The organism is Paracoccus sp. C2R09 (genome assembly GCF_018860625.1).
Lineage (GTDB): Bacteria > Pseudomonadota > Alphaproteobacteria > Rhodobacterales > Rhodobacteraceae > Paracoccus.
Genome location: NZ_JAHKQB010000029.1, coordinates 486,462 through 501,911, shown reverse-complemented (window position 1 = coordinate 501,911; position 15,450 = coordinate 486,462). Strand labels below are relative to the sequence as shown.

Annotated in this window: 15 protein-coding genes and 1 tRNA gene; 10 read left to right on the top strand and 6 right to left on the bottom strand. The window is 67.4% G+C overall.

Annotated elements, in window-relative coordinates:
* Positions 1 to 49: 49 nt before the first annotated feature.
* The 8 genes from KO490_RS14345 (at position 50) to lpxB (ending at position 10,064) form a co-directional block, all read left to right on the top strand.
* Complete coding sequence (locus KO490_RS14345; protein WP_216020070.1) at positions 50 to 1,057, top strand: MoxR family ATPase; 1,008 nt, start codon at positions 50 to 52, stop codon at positions 1,055 to 1,057.
* On the top strand, positions 1,054 to 1,926 hold the full coding sequence (locus KO490_RS14340) for a DUF58 domain-containing protein (RefSeq protein ID WP_216020069.1): 873 nt from the start codon (positions 1,054 to 1,056) through the stop codon (positions 1,924 to 1,926). The genes KO490_RS14345 and KO490_RS14340 overlap by 4 nt, the downstream gene beginning before the upstream one ends.
* A complete protein-coding gene (locus KO490_RS14335; protein ID WP_216020068.1) occupies positions 1,926 to 4,634 on the top strand; it encodes a DUF4159 domain-containing protein in 2,709 nt (902 codons plus the stop codon). Before KO490_RS14340 ends, KO490_RS14335 begins: the two co-directional genes overlap by 1 nt.
* The gene (locus tag KO490_RS14330) at positions 4,631 to 6,709 is read left to right on the top strand and encodes a hypothetical protein (protein WP_216020067.1); all 2,079 of its coding nucleotides are present in this window, start codon (positions 4,631 to 4,633) and stop codon (positions 6,707 to 6,709) included. The genes KO490_RS14335 and KO490_RS14330 overlap by 4 nt, the downstream gene beginning before the upstream one ends.
* Positions 6,710 to 6,767: 58 nt before the next feature.
* On the top strand, positions 6,768 to 7,247 hold the full coding sequence (gene fabZ, locus KO490_RS14325) for a 3-hydroxyacyl-ACP dehydratase FabZ (protein ID WP_216020066.1): 480 nt from the start codon (positions 6,768 to 6,770) through the stop codon (positions 7,245 to 7,247).
* Positions 7,240 to 8,028: an acyl-ACP--UDP-N-acetylglucosamine O-acyltransferase gene (lpxA, locus tag KO490_RS14320; RefSeq protein WP_216020065.1), complete on the top strand. Its 789-nt coding sequence runs from the start codon at positions 7,240 to 7,242 to the stop codon at positions 8,026 to 8,028. Before fabZ ends, lpxA begins: the two co-directional genes overlap by 8 nt.
* Entirely contained in the window at positions 8,025 to 8,840 is an 816-nt protein-coding gene (locus tag KO490_RS14315; protein WP_216020064.1) for an LpxI family protein, read from the top strand. Before lpxA ends, KO490_RS14315 begins: the two co-directional genes overlap by 4 nt.
* Positions 8,841 to 8,909: 69 nt before the next feature.
* Positions 8,910 to 10,064 (top strand): lipid-A-disaccharide synthase, encoded by a 1,155-nt coding sequence (lpxB, locus tag KO490_RS14310; protein WP_216020063.1) that lies wholly within the window; start codon positions 8,910 to 8,912, stop codon positions 10,062 to 10,064.
* On the opposite strand, the gene KO490_RS14305 is transcribed toward lpxB, so the two are convergent.
* A complete protein-coding gene (locus tag KO490_RS14305; RefSeq protein ID WP_216020062.1) occupies positions 10,048 to 10,395 on the bottom strand; it encodes a RidA family protein in 348 nt (115 codons plus the stop codon). The two genes, lpxB and KO490_RS14305, sit on opposite strands and share 17 nt — an antisense overlap.
* Positions 10,396 to 10,534: 139 nt before the next feature.
* Between KO490_RS14305 and KO490_RS14300 the strand changes: the two genes are divergently transcribed.
* Entirely contained in the window at positions 10,535 to 10,969 is a 435-nt protein-coding gene (locus KO490_RS14300) for an MmcB family DNA repair protein (RefSeq protein WP_252727186.1), read from the top strand.
* On the opposite strand, the gene KO490_RS14295 is transcribed toward KO490_RS14300, so the two are convergent.
* Positions 10,950 to 11,162, bottom strand: a complete 213-nt coding sequence (locus KO490_RS14295; RefSeq protein WP_216020060.1) for a DUF6324 family protein — start codon at positions 11,160 to 11,162, stop codon at positions 10,950 to 10,952. The two genes, KO490_RS14300 and KO490_RS14295, sit on opposite strands and share 20 nt — an antisense overlap.
* Before the next feature lie 102 nt (positions 11,163 to 11,264).
* On the opposite strand from KO490_RS14295, the gene KO490_RS14290 reads away from it, so the two are divergent.
* A tRNA-His gene (locus KO490_RS14290) sits at positions 11,265 to 11,341 on the top strand.
* A gap of 76 nt (positions 11,342 to 11,417) precedes the next feature.
* On the opposite strand, the gene KO490_RS14285 is transcribed toward KO490_RS14290, so the two are convergent.
* From KO490_RS14285 to oppB, 4 genes are read right to left on the bottom strand one after another with little or no spacing between them, the layout of a single operon-like run.
* A complete protein-coding gene (locus KO490_RS14285) occupies positions 11,418 to 12,437 on the bottom strand; it encodes an oligopeptide/dipeptide ABC transporter ATP-binding protein (protein WP_216020059.1) in 1,020 nt (339 codons plus the stop codon).
* Positions 12,434 to 13,540 (bottom strand): oligopeptide/dipeptide ABC transporter ATP-binding protein, encoded by a 1,107-nt coding sequence (locus KO490_RS14280; RefSeq protein WP_216020058.1) that lies wholly within the window; start codon positions 13,538 to 13,540, stop codon positions 12,434 to 12,436. The genes KO490_RS14285 and KO490_RS14280 overlap by 4 nt, the downstream gene beginning before the upstream one ends.
* Before the next feature lies 1 nt (position 13,541).
* Positions 13,542 to 14,468, bottom strand: coding sequence for an ABC transporter permease subunit (locus tag KO490_RS14275; RefSeq protein ID WP_371822359.1), 927 nt, complete (start codon positions 14,466 to 14,468; stop codon positions 13,542 to 13,544).
* A gap of 3 nt (positions 14,469 to 14,471) precedes the next feature.
* Positions 14,472 to 15,395: an oligopeptide ABC transporter permease OppB gene (oppB, locus tag KO490_RS14270; RefSeq protein ID WP_216020057.1), complete on the bottom strand. Its 924-nt coding sequence runs from the start codon at positions 15,393 to 15,395 to the stop codon at positions 14,472 to 14,474.
* Positions 15,396 to 15,450: the final 55 nt, after the last annotated feature.

The following is a 15,450-nucleotide window of genomic DNA, read 5'->3' as shown; positions in this document are numbered from 1 at the left end:
TCCCTGTTGGTTCCCTATGCTCTTCCTAAAGCAGCGGAAGGGCCTTGTCATGATGTCGGACGATATTCTGGTGCAGGAAGTCAAGTCGTTGACCGATCGGATGGTTTCGGCGCGCAGCAGCGTCGAACGCCGCTTCGTGGGTCAGCACGACGTGGTCGAGCAGGTGCTGGCCGCGATCCTTGCCGGCGGCCACGCGCTGCTGGTGGGTCAGCCCGGTCTGGGCAAGACGATGCTGGTCGATACGCTGGCCACGGTCATGGGGCTGGACAGCCAGCGCATCCAGTTCACGCCCGACCTGATGCCCGCCGACATCCTGGGCAGCGAGGTGCTGGACACGATGCCCGATGGCAGCCGGGCCTTCCGCTTCATCGAGGGTCCTGTCTTCACCCAGCTTCTGATGGCGGACGAGATCAACCGCGCCAGCCCCCGCACGCAATCTGCGCTTCTGCAGGCGATGCAGGAACGCGAGGTGACGGTCAGCGGGCAGCACCGCGCGCTCGGGCGGCCCTTCCACGTGCTGGCGACCCAGAACCCGATCGAGCAGGAGGGCACCTATCCGCTGCCCGAGGCGCAGCTGGACCGCTTCCTGCTGCAGATCGACGTGGGCTATCCCGACCGCGACACGGAACGAGAGATCCTGCTGGCCACCACCGGCGTCGAGGAAGGCGCGGCCCATGCGGCCTTCACCGCCGAAGGGCTGATCGCGGCGCAGCGGCTGATCCGGCAGATGCCGGTCGGCGAAACCGTGGTCGAGGCGATCCTGGACCTGGTTCGGTGCTGCCGCCCCGAAGCGCCCGAGGCCGCGGGCTTTGTCCGCGACGCGCTTCTGTGGGGGCCGGGGCCGCGTGCCGCGCAGGCCCTGATGCTGGTCACCCGGGCACGCGCGGTGCTGAACGGGCGTTTCGCGCCGACCACGGACGACGTGGCCGCGATGGCCGCGCCGGTCCTGCGGCACCGCATGGCGCTGAGTTTCGCGGCACGCGCGCGGGGCGACAGCGTGGACGGCATCATCGCCCAGCTTGTCGACGACCGCTTCGGAGGCCGTCACGCGGCATGAGGCAACCGACCGTTCAGGACGCACCGCAGCTGCGTGCCGAGGCCGAGGCCGCCTCGGGGCATCTGCCCGCGCTGATCCTTGCCGCCGAGCGGTTGGCCGCGATGGTCGCCCCCGGCGCGCACGGGTTGCGCCGGGCCGGCCCGGGCGAGGATTTCTGGCAATACCGCCCCGCCTCGCAGGGCGACAGCCTGCGTGCCATCGACTGGCGCCGTTCGGGCCGATCCGACGCGCAATTCGTCCGCGACCGCGAGGCTCAGACCGCCCAGAGCGCGGCGATCTGGATCTCGGACGGCGCGGGCATGGATCACGCGGGCGGGGATCGGACCACCAAGCTGCAGCGCGGCAGGCTGATCGCGCTGGCGCTGTCGATGCTGATGCTGCGCGGGGGCGAAAAGGTCGCGATGCTGGGCCAGCCTGCAAGGGCGGGGCGGCTGCAGGCCGATCGCATCGCCGAGGCGCTGGTCCGCCCGGGCGATCGCGACGATGCCCCCATATCCGCGCTGCGGCCCCAGCAGCGCGTGATCCTGATTTCCGATTTCCTGACCGATCCGTTGTGGCTCGAAGCCTTCCTTGCGCATGCATCCGGCATGGGCGCGCGCGGGCTTCTGCTGCAGATCCTCGACCCCGACGAGGCGCATTTCCCCTTTGACGGTGCAGTCGATTTCCGCGGCGTTTCGGGGTCCGAACGCCATCTGTCCCGCGATGCCGGGTCACTGAGAGAAGCCTATCTGGCGCGACTGGCCGAACGGCAGCGCTGGCTTGGGGTGCAGGCCGCGCGGTCGGGATGGCAGAGCATGTGCCACATCACCGACGAGGATCCGGCCAATGCGCTGGCATCGCTCTGGTCCGCGCTTGGCGGGGGGCGCTGATGCTGCTGCTGGGACCGCTCGGGTTCGTTACCCCCTGGGTGCTGGCCGCGCTGGTGGCGCTTCCGGTGCTGTGGGTGATCCTGCGCGCGACGCCACCCGCACCGCGCCGTGTCGTCTTTCCGGGCGTGGCGCTGCTGACGGGGCTGACGGACCGGTCCTCCATTGCCCGACGCACGCCCTGGTGGCTGCTGCTGATGCGCCTTGCGGCCATCGCGGCGCTGATCCTGGCCTTCGCCGCCCCCGTCTGGCGGCCCGTGACGCAGGCGGGGGGCGATGGACCGCTGTTGGTGATCCTGGATGCGGGCTGGCAGGCGGCCCCCGGCTGGTCGGAACGTCAGGCCCGCGCCGAACGCGCGCTGAAATCAGCCGCCGCCGATGGACGCCCCGCCGCCCTGCTGCTGGCGCAGGACGATCAGGCCTCAGGTGCGATCGGGTTTCAACCCGCGGACAGCCTGATCGCCACGCTTCGGGCGGCCCGCCCTGCGGCATGGCCCACCGCGTTGCCGGGCGATCCGGGTGCCGTTCTGGCAGAGGTGCCGCAGGGCAGCCTGCAGACATTGTGGATCGCGGACGGCACCGACAATCCGAACCGCGCAGCCTGGTTGGCGCAGCTGACGGGGCGCGGCACGGTCACCGTCCTGCCACCGGCCCGCCAGCCTGCCAGCCTGTCGCTGGCCCCCGGCGACCAACCCGCATTGTTGATCCATGGTTCATCCGCCGATGTCCTGGCAATCGGACCCGACCCCCAGGGGGCCGAGCGTCCGCTGGCCCGGCTGACCGCGTCCGAGGACGGCACCGTTCCCATCGACCTCCAGCCCGAACTGCGCAACCGCATCACCCGCTATGCCATCGAGGGCGAAAGCCATGCCGGCGCCGTGGTGCTGACCGACGACCGCCTGCGCCGCCGCAAGGTCGCGCTTGTCGGGCAGGCCGCAGGCCAGGCCGAGGGGCAGGAGCTGCTGTCCCAGATGCACTATATCCGCGAGGCGCTGGCCCCCCATGCGGACTTGATCGAGGGTGGTCTGGGGGATGTCCTGGACGCGGCCCCCGATGTCGTCATCCTTGCCGATCAGGTCCAGCTTGCCGAGATCGGGGAACTGGCCACATGGGTCGATGACGGCGGGCTTCTGATCCGCTTTGCCGGTCCGCGCATGGCAGGCTTCGACCGGCTGGCGGAAGAACCGCTGCTGCCCGTGGCGCTTCGCCAGGGCGGTCGCGACATAGGCGGCGCGCTCAGCTGGGGCGATCCGCGCGCCATCGCGCCATTCGCGCCCGACGGTCCCTTCGCAGGGCTGCAAGCCCCGTCCGAGGTGACGGTCAGCGCCCAGCTGATGGCCCAGCCCGCCCCGGATCTGGCCGAACACGTGCTGGCCCAGCTGTCGGATGCGACCCCGCTGGTGACGCGCAGCGGGTTGGGGCAGGGGCAGATCGTGCTGTTCCACGTCACCGCCAATCCCGATTGGTCGAACCTGCCGCTGTCGGGGCTGTTCCCGCAGATGATGGCGCGACTGGTCGATACCGCCGGCAGCCACGCGGCCGAGGCCGAGGGCGCCCCCGACGATGCGGCATTCTGGACGCCGGTTTCGGTCTTGGACGGCTTCGGTCGGCAGGCGGACCCTGCAACGATCCAGCCTGTTCAGGGGGACGCGATGCAGGACGGCCCCGCGCCGGGACGCCCCGCCGGGATCTATGCCGCGGGCGAACGCAGGCAGGCGCTGAACGCGGGCGGGCCGCAGGTCGCGGCCCAGTGGCCCGACGCGCGGGTCGAGGATGGCCAGACCCCGCAGGGCCGCGCGCTGACCGGCCCGCTGATCGCGCTGGCGGCGCTGCTGCTGGCCCTGGATGCCGCCGGTTCCGCCTGGATCGCGCGGGGCGGGCGGGTCGCGGCGCTGCTGCTGGCGGCGTTCCTGACGGCGCCCGACGCACATGCGCAGGACCTGGACCCCGAAATCGTCCGCGCTGCGCAAGAGGTGGCGCTCGCCTATGTCCTGACAGGGGACGAGGCCATCGACCGATCCTCGCGCCAGGGGCTGGCCGGCCTCTCGGCCGCGCTGCGCCAGCGGACATCCGTGGAGCCGGGCGCCCCGGTCGGTGTCGATCTGGATCGCGACGATCTTGCGCCGCTGGTCTTCCTCTATTGGCCGGTGACCGATGAACAGGCGGCGCCGGGTCCGCAGGCCTATATGCGGCTGAACGCGTTCCTGCGGTCGGGGGGCATGATCCTGTTCGATACCCGCGACGGGGATCTGAGCGGGGTCGGCGGCCCGGACATGTCGGATGCGCTGCAGCGTCTGGCCGCGCCGTTGGACATCCCGCCCCTGGCCCAGGTCCCCGAAGATCACGTCCTGACGCGCAGCTTCTATCTTCTGGACGATTTCCCGGGCCGCTGGCAGGGCGGCAGCTTGTGGGTCGAGGCACCGCCCCTGGCACGGTCGGATGCCGATGGCGCGCCCTTCCGCCAGCTGAACGACGGCGTGACGCCGGTGGTCATCGGGGGCAATTCCTGGGCCGAGGCATGGGCGATCGACGATGACGGCTATCCGGTCTTTCCCATCGGACAGGGATGGGAGGGCGAGGAGCAGCGAGAGACCGCGCTGCGCTTCGGGATCAACCTGATCATGTATGTCCTGACCGGGAATTATAAATCGGATCAAGTGCATGTGCCCGCATTGCTCGACAGGCTGCGCGCCGAGGAGGGGATGCGATGACCGCGCTGCGCTTCGATCCGTCGCTGCCCTGGTGGTTCATCGGCAGCCTTGCCGCGCTGGCGGTGCTTGTCGCGGGTTTCGCGATGTGGCGCGGTTTGCGGGGCTGGGCATGGCGTGGGCTTGCCGGGTTGGCGGCCGCATTGGCCATCGCCGGCCCCGCGATCGAGATGGGAACCCGCAGCGGGCTGACCGATATCGTCCTGTTGATCGAGGACCGTTCGGCCAGCCAGTCCCTGCCGGGGCGCGCCGATCAGACCGACCGCGCGGCGGACGGACTGGCGGCAGGGATCGCCGCATTGCCGAATACCGAACTGCGCCGCATCACGCTTGGCGATGACCCCGACGGGACGCTTCTGGGACAGGCCATCGCACGCGCCGCATCCGCCGAACCCGAGGCCCGCCTGGCAGGCGTCGTCGCGGTCACCGATGGCCGGCTGCACGATGCGCCCATGCTGCCCGTCGGTCTGCCCGCACCGGTGCATGTTCTTCTGACCGGGCAGCCGGATGATTGGGACCGCCGCCTCGTGATCGAGGAATCGCCCGGTTTCGGGCTGATCGACCAGGAGGTCGGGATCAGTCTGCGGATCGAGGATCAGGGCCGCGTGCCCGACGCGGCGCGGACCGGCAGCGTCGCGCTGCGCATCTCGGTCGACGGAGAGACCGAGCAGGTCTTTGCCGTCCCGCTGAACAGCACGCTGGAACTGCCCGTGACGCTGCGCCATGCGGGGCAGAACGTCATCCGCCTGGCCATCGACGAGGTCGAGGGCGAGCTGACCGACCGCAACAATTCCGCCGCGATCAGCATCAACGGTGTGCGCGACCGGTTGCGGGTGCTGCTGGTTTCCGGAGAGCCCCATGCCGGTGAAAGAACCTGGCGCAACCTGTTGAAATCGGACGTTTCCGTAGATCTGATCCATTTCACGATCCTGCGTCCGCCCGACAAGTTCGACGGGGCCGCGGTGTCCGAGCTGTCATTGATCGCCTTCCCCACCCGAGAGCTGTTCCTGGAGCGTATCGACGATTTCGATCTGATCATCTTCGACCGCTATCGGGTCAGGGGCATCCTGCCGCAGCAGTATTTCGACAACATCGCCCGCTATGTCGAGGATGGCGGCGCGATCCTCGTGGCGGCAGGCCCCGAGATGGCCACGGTCGAGAGCCTCAACCTCTCGCCCCTGGGGCGGATCCTGCCCGCCGATCCGACGGGCCGGATCATCGACACGCCCTTCCGACCCGAACTGACCCCGGAGGGGATGCGTCATCCGGTGACCGCGGGCCTTCCGCAGGGGGGCGCCGATCCCGAATGGGGCCGCTGGCTGCGCATGGCCGAGATGACACCGAACCCCGACGCGCAGGTCGTCATGACCGGGGCCGAGGGCAAGCCGCTCTTGGTCATGGACCGCTTGGGGCAGGGTCGCGTGGCGATGCTGGGATCGGATCAGGTATGGCTGTGGGGGCGCGGCTTCGACGGCGGCGGCCCGCAGCAGGAACTGCTGCGCCGGATCGCCCATTGGTCGATGAAGGAACCCGAGCTTGAGGAAGAGGCCCTGCTGGCCGAGATCGACAGGCTGGACATGCATGTCATCCGCCGCAGCCTGTCCGACGAGGCGGGGCCGGTGACGATCACCCTGCCGGATGGCAGCGAACGGGAACTGGCGCTGACCGATGACGGACCGGGCCGCCATGTCGCCGATTTCAGCGCGCCCGAACCGGGGCTCTATCTGCTGCGCGACGGCGATCTGCGCCGCGTCGTGGCGCTTGGGCCTGCCGCCCCCCGCGAGTTCGAGGAAACCGTGGCGGATGCAGCGCTGCTGCAGCCACTGGTCGATGCGACGGGCGGAAGCGTGACACGGATCAGCGACGGCGTGCCGGATGTCCGGCAGATCCGCGCGGACCGCAACAGCGCCGGGCAGGCGCTTGGCGGCCCCTGGATCGGGATCACGCCGCGCGATGCCGCAACCGTGACGGGATTGGAGCGCAGGCCCATTCTGCCGGGATGGGCGTGGCTTCTGCTGATCTGCGGCCTGATCCTTGCCGGCTGGCTGACCGAGGGAAGACGTGGCAGGATGGCGTGAAGCTTGCCATCCGCCCCCCCGATTGGTAACCGGATCGAAACCGCCCGAAGGAACGCAAATGGCTGACGACACGCCCAATCCCGCCCCGACGACCCATGCGGACCTGTCGCTGATCAAGCGGATCATCCCGCATCGTTATCCCTTCCTGTTCATCGACAAGGTGCGCGACATCGTCGCCCATGAAAGCGGCGTCGGGATCAAGATGGTCACGAACAACGAACCGCATTTCCAGGGTCATTTCCCGGACGAGCCCATCATGCCCGGTGTCACCATCATCGAGGCGATGGCCCAGACCTCGGCCGTGATCGTCGGCATCAGCATGAACATCATCGATCGGCCGCTGGCGACCTATTTCATGGGGATCGACAAGTGCAAGTTCCGCCGCATGGTCGTTCCGGGCGATATGCTGGAACTGCATTGCCGCGCGCTGCGCGGTGGCGGCAAGATATGGAAGTTCGAGGGCAAGGCGATGGTCGACGGGCAGCTTTGCGCCTCGGCCGAATTCACCGCCATGATGGCGCTGAAGGCCGATGCCTGATCTCATCCATCCCAGTGCGGTGATCGACCCGGCGGCCCGGATCGGGCAGGGGGTCGAGATCGGCCCGTTCTGCGTCGTGGGCCCCGATGTCAGCCTGGCCGATGGCGTGGTGCTGAAATCGCATGTCGTCATTGCCGGCGAAACCTCGATCGGCGAGGAGACGGTCGTATTTCCGTTCGCCTCGATCGGCGAGGTTCCGCAGGACCTCAAGTTCCAGGGCGAACGGACCCGCCTGGAAATCGGCAAGCGCAACCGCATCCGTGAACATGTCACCATGAACCCCGGCACCGAGGGCGGCGGCAGCGTCACCCGGATCGGCGATGACGGTTTGTTCATGGCAGGCAGCCACGTCGCCCATGACTGCCAGATCGGCAATCGCGTGATCCTGGTGAACCATGCCTCGGTCGCGGGGCATTGCGTCTTGCAGGACGACGTGATCATCGGAGGCTTGTCGGGCGTGCATCAATGGGTGCGCATCGGTCGCGGTGCGATGATCGGCGCGATCACCATGGTCACCGCCGATGTTATCCCCTTCGGCCTGGTTCAGGGTCCGCGCGGCCATCTGGACCACTTGAACCTGGTCGGCCTGAAGCGCCGCGGGGCAAGCCGCGCCGATATCGCCGGATTGCGCGAGATGCTGTCGATGCTGGCCCATGGGTCCTTCCGAGAGATCGCACGCAGCCGCGTCGGCGAGGAGATGGGCGAGATGGAGCGCGAGGTCCTCGACTTCATCCTCGGGCCGTCGGATCGCAGCTTCCTGACCCCGGCACGACCTGCATGAGCCGCACGGCAATCATCGCCGGGCAGGGCGCACTGCCGGCCGCTCTGGCCCGTGCCATCGACGATCCGCAGGTCTATGCCCTCGAAGGGTTCGAGCCCGACGGGCTGGACGCCACGCCCTTCCGGTTGGAGCGTCTGGTCCCGTTCCTCGATCACCTGCACGAACAGCAGATCGAAAGGGTGGTCTTTGCCGGTGCGATCCAGCGCCCGAAGCTGGATCCCGAAAGCTTCGATCAGCGGACGGCCCTGCTGGTGCCGCGGATCCTGATGGCCATGCAGTCGGGCGATGACGCGGCCCTGCGCACGGTCCTCGACATATTCGAGGAAAACGACCTAAGCATTTCATCCGCATCGGAAATCCACCCAGAACTGACCCCGTCCGAGGGGGTTCTGACCGGAACGATATCCGATTTCGACCGGCGCGATGTCGAACGTGCGGCGCGCATCGTGGCGACCCTCGGGCCGCTGGATATCGGGCAGGGCGCGGTGGTTGCGCAGGGCCTGTGCCTTGCGATCGAGGCACTGCCGGGCACCCGCGCCATGCTGGAATTTGCCAAGCTGCATTCCGGTCTGCGCCCCCGCCCCGACGGTGCCAGGGGCGTGCTGTTCAAGGCGCCGAAGCCCGATCAGGATCTGCGCATCGACATGCCGACCATCGGGCCGGACACCATCGCGCAGGCGGCGGATGCGGGTCTGGCGGGCGTCGCATGGCAAGCGGGCACTGTCATTGTTCTGGATCGCGACGAATGCGTGCGGCGTGCCGATGCGGCAGGCATGTTCCTGTGGTCGGCACCGCGCTTCGCGACGGTGTGACGGAAAAGGACTGGCCCGGCCTTGGCTGGGCGGTTTACCCATGACCACGAATGCAGCAAGGTTAACGGCATGCGTTACTTCCTGATCGCAGGCGAGGCCTCGGGCGACCAGCTGGGCGAGGCACTGATGACTGGGCTGGCCCAGTTGGACCCGCAGGCGGGTTTTCTTGGCATCGGCGGGCCGGGCATGACGGCGCGCGGGATCGACAGCCTGTTCCCGATGGACGAGCTGAGCCTTATGGGGATCTGGGAGGTCCTGCCGAAATATCGCCATCTGAAGCGCCGCATCGCACAGACCGCGCAGGCCGTGATCGACAGCGATACCGATGCGCTGATCACCATCGACAGCCCCGATTTCTGCCTGCGGGTCGCCGCGCTGGTCAAGAAGGCGCGCCCAAACATGCGGGTCGTGCATTACGTGGCGCCCTCGGTCTGGGCCTGGCGGTCGGGGCGCGCGGCCAAGATGGCCAAGGTCGTGGACCACGTTCTTGCGATCCTGCCGTTCGAGCCGCCGCTGATGCGGGCCGCGGGCATGACCTGCGATTTCGTGGGCCACCCGGTCGCAACCTGGACAGCCGCCGGCCCCGATGAGGGGCAACTGTTTCGTAGCAATCACGGCATCGCGCCCGATGCGGCGGTCGTGCTGTGCCTGCCCGGATCGCGCCGGTCCGAAGTGGCGCGGCTTGGCGCGCGCTTCGACGAATCCCTGATGCGGCTGCGCGATCGCGTCCCGGAAATACGGGTCGTGCTGCCCACGGTGCCGGGCGTGGCGGCGATGGTGCGCGACATGACACGCCGCTGGCCGACGGCCCCCATCGTGATCGAGGAACGGCAAGAGAAGCGCGCCGCCTTCGCTGCGGCCGATCTTGCCCTGGCGGCATCGGGGACGGTCAGCCTGGAGCTGGCCGCGAACCGAATCCCGATGGTCATCGGCTATGACATGGCGCCGCTGTCGCGCCTGATCGTGGGGATGCTGCTGCGCACCGACACGGTGACCCTGGTGAACCTTGTCAGCGAAACCCGCGCCGTGCCCGAATTCCTTGGCGGCAAGTGTCAGCCCGGCCCCCTGGCCGAGGCGCTTCAGGCCGCGCTCGAGGATCCGAAATCGCGCGATGCCCAGCTTCACGCCATGGATCTGACGATGGACCGTCTGGGCAAGGGGGGTGAGGCGCCGGGCCTTCGCGCGGCGCGCTCGGTCATTCAGGCGATCACTGGACCGCGGTGACGATGATCTCGACCTTGTAGTCGGGGGTCGCCAGCGCCGATTCGCCAGTGGCGCGGGCAGGCGCGTGGCCCTGCGGGACCCATGCGTCCCAGACTGCGTTCATTTCCGCGAAATCGGACATGTCGGCAACCCAGATCTGGGCCGAGACGATCTTGGTCTTGTCGCTGCCGGCCTGTGCCAGCAGGTCCTCGATCCGGGCGAGGATCGATTTCGTCTGCTCGGTGACCGAGGTGCCGGGTTCGCCGACCTGGCCTGCAAGGAAGACGAAGCCGTTGGCGATGACGGCATGGCTCATGCGGGTGCCGGTTTCGATGCGCTGGATGTCGGTCATCCTGTTCTCCTGAAATTCCGCCGGACCTGTGCCGGCGCGCGGACGCTAGCTGCGGCAGGATGACCCCGCAAGTCGGCTTGCGGACGTTTACCGTTCGTTCTAACCTGCCTGCATGCAGATTGATCAGAACTTGCCAGCCATGCCGGGACAGCGTCTTGCGCGCGGGACGGGACGACTGCTGCGCAGCATGGATCACGCGGTTCTGCTGGAATTCGTGCCCAGCCGCGGGCTGCGCGTGGACGTGATCAGCCTGGGCCCCAAGGGCGAATTGTGGATCGTCGAATGCAAGAGCGGTCGCGCCGATTTCCGCGCCGATCGCAAATGGCAGGGCTATCTGGAATGGTGCGACCGCTATTTCTGGGCGGTGGACGGCGATTTCCCGACCGAGCTGCTGCCCGAGGATACCGGCCTGATCATGGCCGACGGTTTCGGCGCCGAGATCATGCGCATGGCCCCGGAAACGAAGCTGGCCCCCGCGCGACGCAGCAGGATACAGCGCGATTTCGCGCGCGCCGCCGCATTGCGCCTGCAGGGCCTGAACGATCCCGAGGGGATCAGCGCTTCGGCTTTTTAGCGCCCTTGCCGTTCATCATCTGCGCGGCCTCGACGGCGGCCATCAGTTCCTCGGCGATCTCGGTCGCTTCCTCGGGGTCGAAATCCATCGGCAGATCAATGCCGTCGCCCTGAATGTAGATGCGGACCATGCCCTGATCTGTCGGACCGACCTGCAGATTGGTCTGAATTTCGTTTTCGCTGTTGATACCCATGGCCTGTCCTTTCGCTTGGAAGAACTTTCTGTATCCGAACGTCATTTTCCCGGCAAGGAGGGCTTGCAACCATCTCGTGACAGGGCTAAAGACCCGCGCAGTGCCGCCTTAGCTCAGTTGGTTAGAGCGCTAGATTGTGGATCTAGAGGTCCCCCGTTCAAGCCGGGGAGGCGGTACCACCTTCCAGACATCTTCGACGCCTGTCCATAGCGGATGGTTCGCCCGCCACGCTTGCGCATGGCGGGTCGTTTCGTTTCAGGCGGCCTCTCCTCGGGCGCGGGCGATCTCGGCCTCGGTCAGGGGGCCGGGGAAATGGCACGCGGTCGCGTGGTCGTTGCCCATCAGCGCGGGCACCTCTGCCGCGCAGCGATCCGCGGCGCGCGGGCACCGCGTGCGGAAGACGCAACCCGAGGGCGGCGCCATGGGCGAGGGCAGATCCCCCGTCAGCGGCACGATCGTCTTCGCGGTCTGGATCGTGGGATCGGGCACCGGAACGGCCGACAGCAGCGCCTGCGTATAGGGATGCTGCGGATCGGCATAGAGCGCCTCGACCGGGCCCGTCTCCATCACCTTGCCCAGATACAGCACCATCACGCGGTCGCTGATATGTTTGACCACCGACAGGTCGTGGGCAATGAAGACCAGCGCAAGGCCCAGTTCCTTCTGCAGCCGGATCAACAGGTTGATGACCTGTGCCTGGATCGACACGTCCAGCGCCGAAACGGGCTCGTCGCAGATGATCAGCTTGGGCTCGACGATCAGCGCGCGGGCGATGCCGATGCGCTGGCACTGTCCGCCGCTGAATTCATGCGGATAGCGGTTGATCTGGTTCGGCAGCAGGCCGACCTTTTCCATCATCGCCTTGACGCGTTCCTTGACCTCGGCGCCACCCAGATCGGGCCGGTGCGTGCGCAGCGGCTCGGCGATGATCTGACCCACGGTCATGCGCGGGTTGAGGCTGGCCAGAGGGTCCTGGAACACCATCTGGATGTCGCTGCGATAGCGCATCATCTGGCGCGGGGTCATGGCCAGAAGGTCCTTGCCGTCGATCCATTCCGCGCGGCCCGTGGCCGGGGCCAGCCCGATCAGGGCGCGCGCAAGCGTCGATTTCCCGCAACCCGATTCACCCACGACGCCAAGCGTCTCGCCCGGTTTCAGGGTGAAATCGACGCCCGAGACGGCATGCAGTTCGCGTGGCTTGGCCCATGGCATGTCGCCTTCGCGGCGGATCTGGAAGGTCACGCGCAGGTCGCGCACGTTCAGAAGATCGCTCATTCCTGCTCCTGAATGTTGCTGGGGGTTCCGGCCGCGCCCGCACCGGCGACGGCGCCGCGCGGGATGGGCTGATCGGGCATGCGTTCGGGATGGGCCGCGGCCTGTTCGGTGCCCGCGGCCTTGTGGGCGCGGCGGGCCAGCACCTCGGGCAGGGGCGCCAGGCAGGCGCGCATCCGGTCCGGCGCAAAGCCCTCCAGCGGGGGGTCGATCACGTCGCAATCGGGCCGCTTGTAGGGACAGCGCGGTGCGAAGGCACAGCCCTTGGGCGGGCGGCTCATGTTCGGGGGCTGGCCCGGGATGGCGCGCAGCTCGTCCTCGTCCTGATCGACACGGGGGATCGCGTCCAGCAGCCCCTGGGTATAGGGATGCGCGGCCTCGGCAAACAGCGGACCGACGGGGCCGGTCTCGCGGATACGGCCGCCATACATGACGGCCACGCGTTCGCAGGATCCGGCAACGACGCCCAGATCATGGGTGATCAGGATCATCGCCATGCCGAATTCGCGCTGCAGATCGGCCAGCAGCGTCATGATCTGCGCCTGCACCGTCACGTCCAGCGCGGTCGTGGGTTCGTCCGCGATCAGCAGGCTGGGCCTGCACAGCAGCGCCATGGCGATCATCACGCGCTGGCGCATGCCGCCGCTGAATTCATGCGGATAGAGCCGCACGCGCCCCTTCGCATCGGGGATCTTGACCGCGTCCAGCATGGCCACGGCCTCGGCCACGGCCTGACGCTTGGACATGCCCTTGTGCAGGGTCAGCACCTCGGCCATCTGGTCGGACACCCGCATATAGGGATTGAGCGAGGTCATCGGGTCCTGGAAGATCATCGCGATCTTCTCGGCCCGGATGCGGTTCAGCACCTTGGCGGGGGCGTTCAGGATTTCCTGCCCGTCGAAGGTGACGCTGCCGGTCGCGCGTCCGTTCTTGGCCAGAAGCCCCATCAGCGCGAAGGACAGCTGCGACTTGCCGCTGCCGGATTCCCCGACGATTCCCAAGGTCTCGCCCGGTGCGACGTCGAGATTCACGTCGTTGACCGCGCGCACCTCGGCGTCGTTGGTCTGGAAGCGGACCGAGAGGTCGCGGATTTTCAGAAGGCTCATGTCAGCGGTCCTTCGGATCGAGTGCATCGCGCAGGCCGTCGCCCACGAAGAAGAAGCCGAACAGCGTGATGACGAAGAAGAACAACGGGAAGGCAAGCTGCCACAGCGTGCCGTAGTTCATCGTCCCGGCCCCTTCGGAAATCAGCGCGCCCCAGCTGGTCAGCGGCTCCTGCACGCCCAGCCCGAGGAAGCTGATGAAGCTTTCGGTCAGGATCATCAGCGGCACCAGAAGCGTCGCATAGACGGCGACCACGCCCAACAGGTTCGGCACGATATGGCGGATGATGATCTTCCAGGACGGCACGCCGGTGGCGCGCGCGGCCTCGATGAATTCGCGGTTCTTCAGCGACAGGGTCTGGCCGCGGACGATGCGGCTCATGTCCAGCCACGAAATCAGGCCGATGCCCAGGAACAGCATCGACATCGAACGCCCGAACATCACCAGCAGTAGGATCAGCACGAACATGTAGGGGATCGACATCAGGATATCGACGGTCCGCATCATCAGCTGATCCGTGCGCCCGCCCACATAGCCCGCCGTCGCACCATAGAGCGTGCCGACGATCACCGCGATGGCCGCGCCCACGACGCCCACCATCAGGCTGATCTGGGTGCCCTGCACCACGCGGGCATAGAGGTCGCGCCCCAGGTTGTCCGTCCCGAAATAATGCCCGCTGGCGATCGAGGGCTGACCCGCCTGCGCCACCTGGCCCATGACGGCAAAGTCCAGCTCCTCGTTGGACCATTGGGCGAACTGGCCGCCGATGACGGCGAAGACCGCGACCAGCACCAGGATCGTCAGGCCCAGCATCGCGGCCCGGTTGCGCAGGAACCGCTTGCGGGCATCGGCCCAGGGGCTGCGGCCCTTCACCTCGTCTTCGACCATGCGGTCGGACAGGGATTTCATCTTGTCTTGATCGATGACCATGGCTCAGTACCTGATCTTCGGGTCGATCCATGCATAGAGCACGTCGACGATGAGATTGAAGAGGATCGTCAGCGCCCCCACGAGGATCGTGACGCCCATCATGACCGCGTAGTCGCGGTTCAGCGCCGAATCCACGAAGGCCTTGCCGATCCCGCCGGTCGAGAAATAGATGTCGATCACGACCGAACCGGTGATCATCGACACGAAGACCGGCCCCAGATAGCTGATGACCGGCAGCATCGCGGGCTTCAGCGCGTGGCGCAGGATGACGCGGTGTTCCGGCATCCCCTTGGCCCGCGCGGTGCGGATATGGTTCGAGCCCAGCACCTCGAGCATGGCGGATCGGGTGATCCGCGCGATCGACGCCATGTAGCTGGTGGCCAGCGCGATCACCGGCATGATCCAGAAGCTGGGATCGCTGAAGGACCAGCCCCCGCCCGGCAGCAGCCCGTACCAGAGCGTCAGGACCAGGACCAGAAGCGGCGCCATCACGAAGTTCGGCAGCACCTGCGCCCCGATCGAGATGCCGACGGCCAGATAATCGACCCAGCTGTTCTGACGGATCGCGGCGATCGCACCCAGGGACACGCCGAAGACGACCGCGGCCACGAAGGACAGCGCGCCATAGGTCAGCGTCACCGGGAAGCCCGCGGCGATCAACTGGTTCACCGTCCGGTCGGGATAGACGAAGCTGGGTCCGAAGTCGAAATGGACCACGATCCCGTAGATATAGTTCCAGATCTGCAGCCAGAGGGGGTCGTTCAGGCCGTACTTGGCCTCGAGATTGGCCAGCACCTGGGGCGGCAGCGCCCGTTCGGCGGTGAAGGGACCGCCCGGTGCCAGATGCATCAGGGCGAATGAGAAGACGATCAGCAGAAGCAACGTGGGTATTGCCACCGCCAGTCGTCGCAAGACGAATGCGAACATCGCAAGGGGGCCTTTCCTGCGGCATTAAATCCGAAGGCCGGGGCAGGTCAGAACC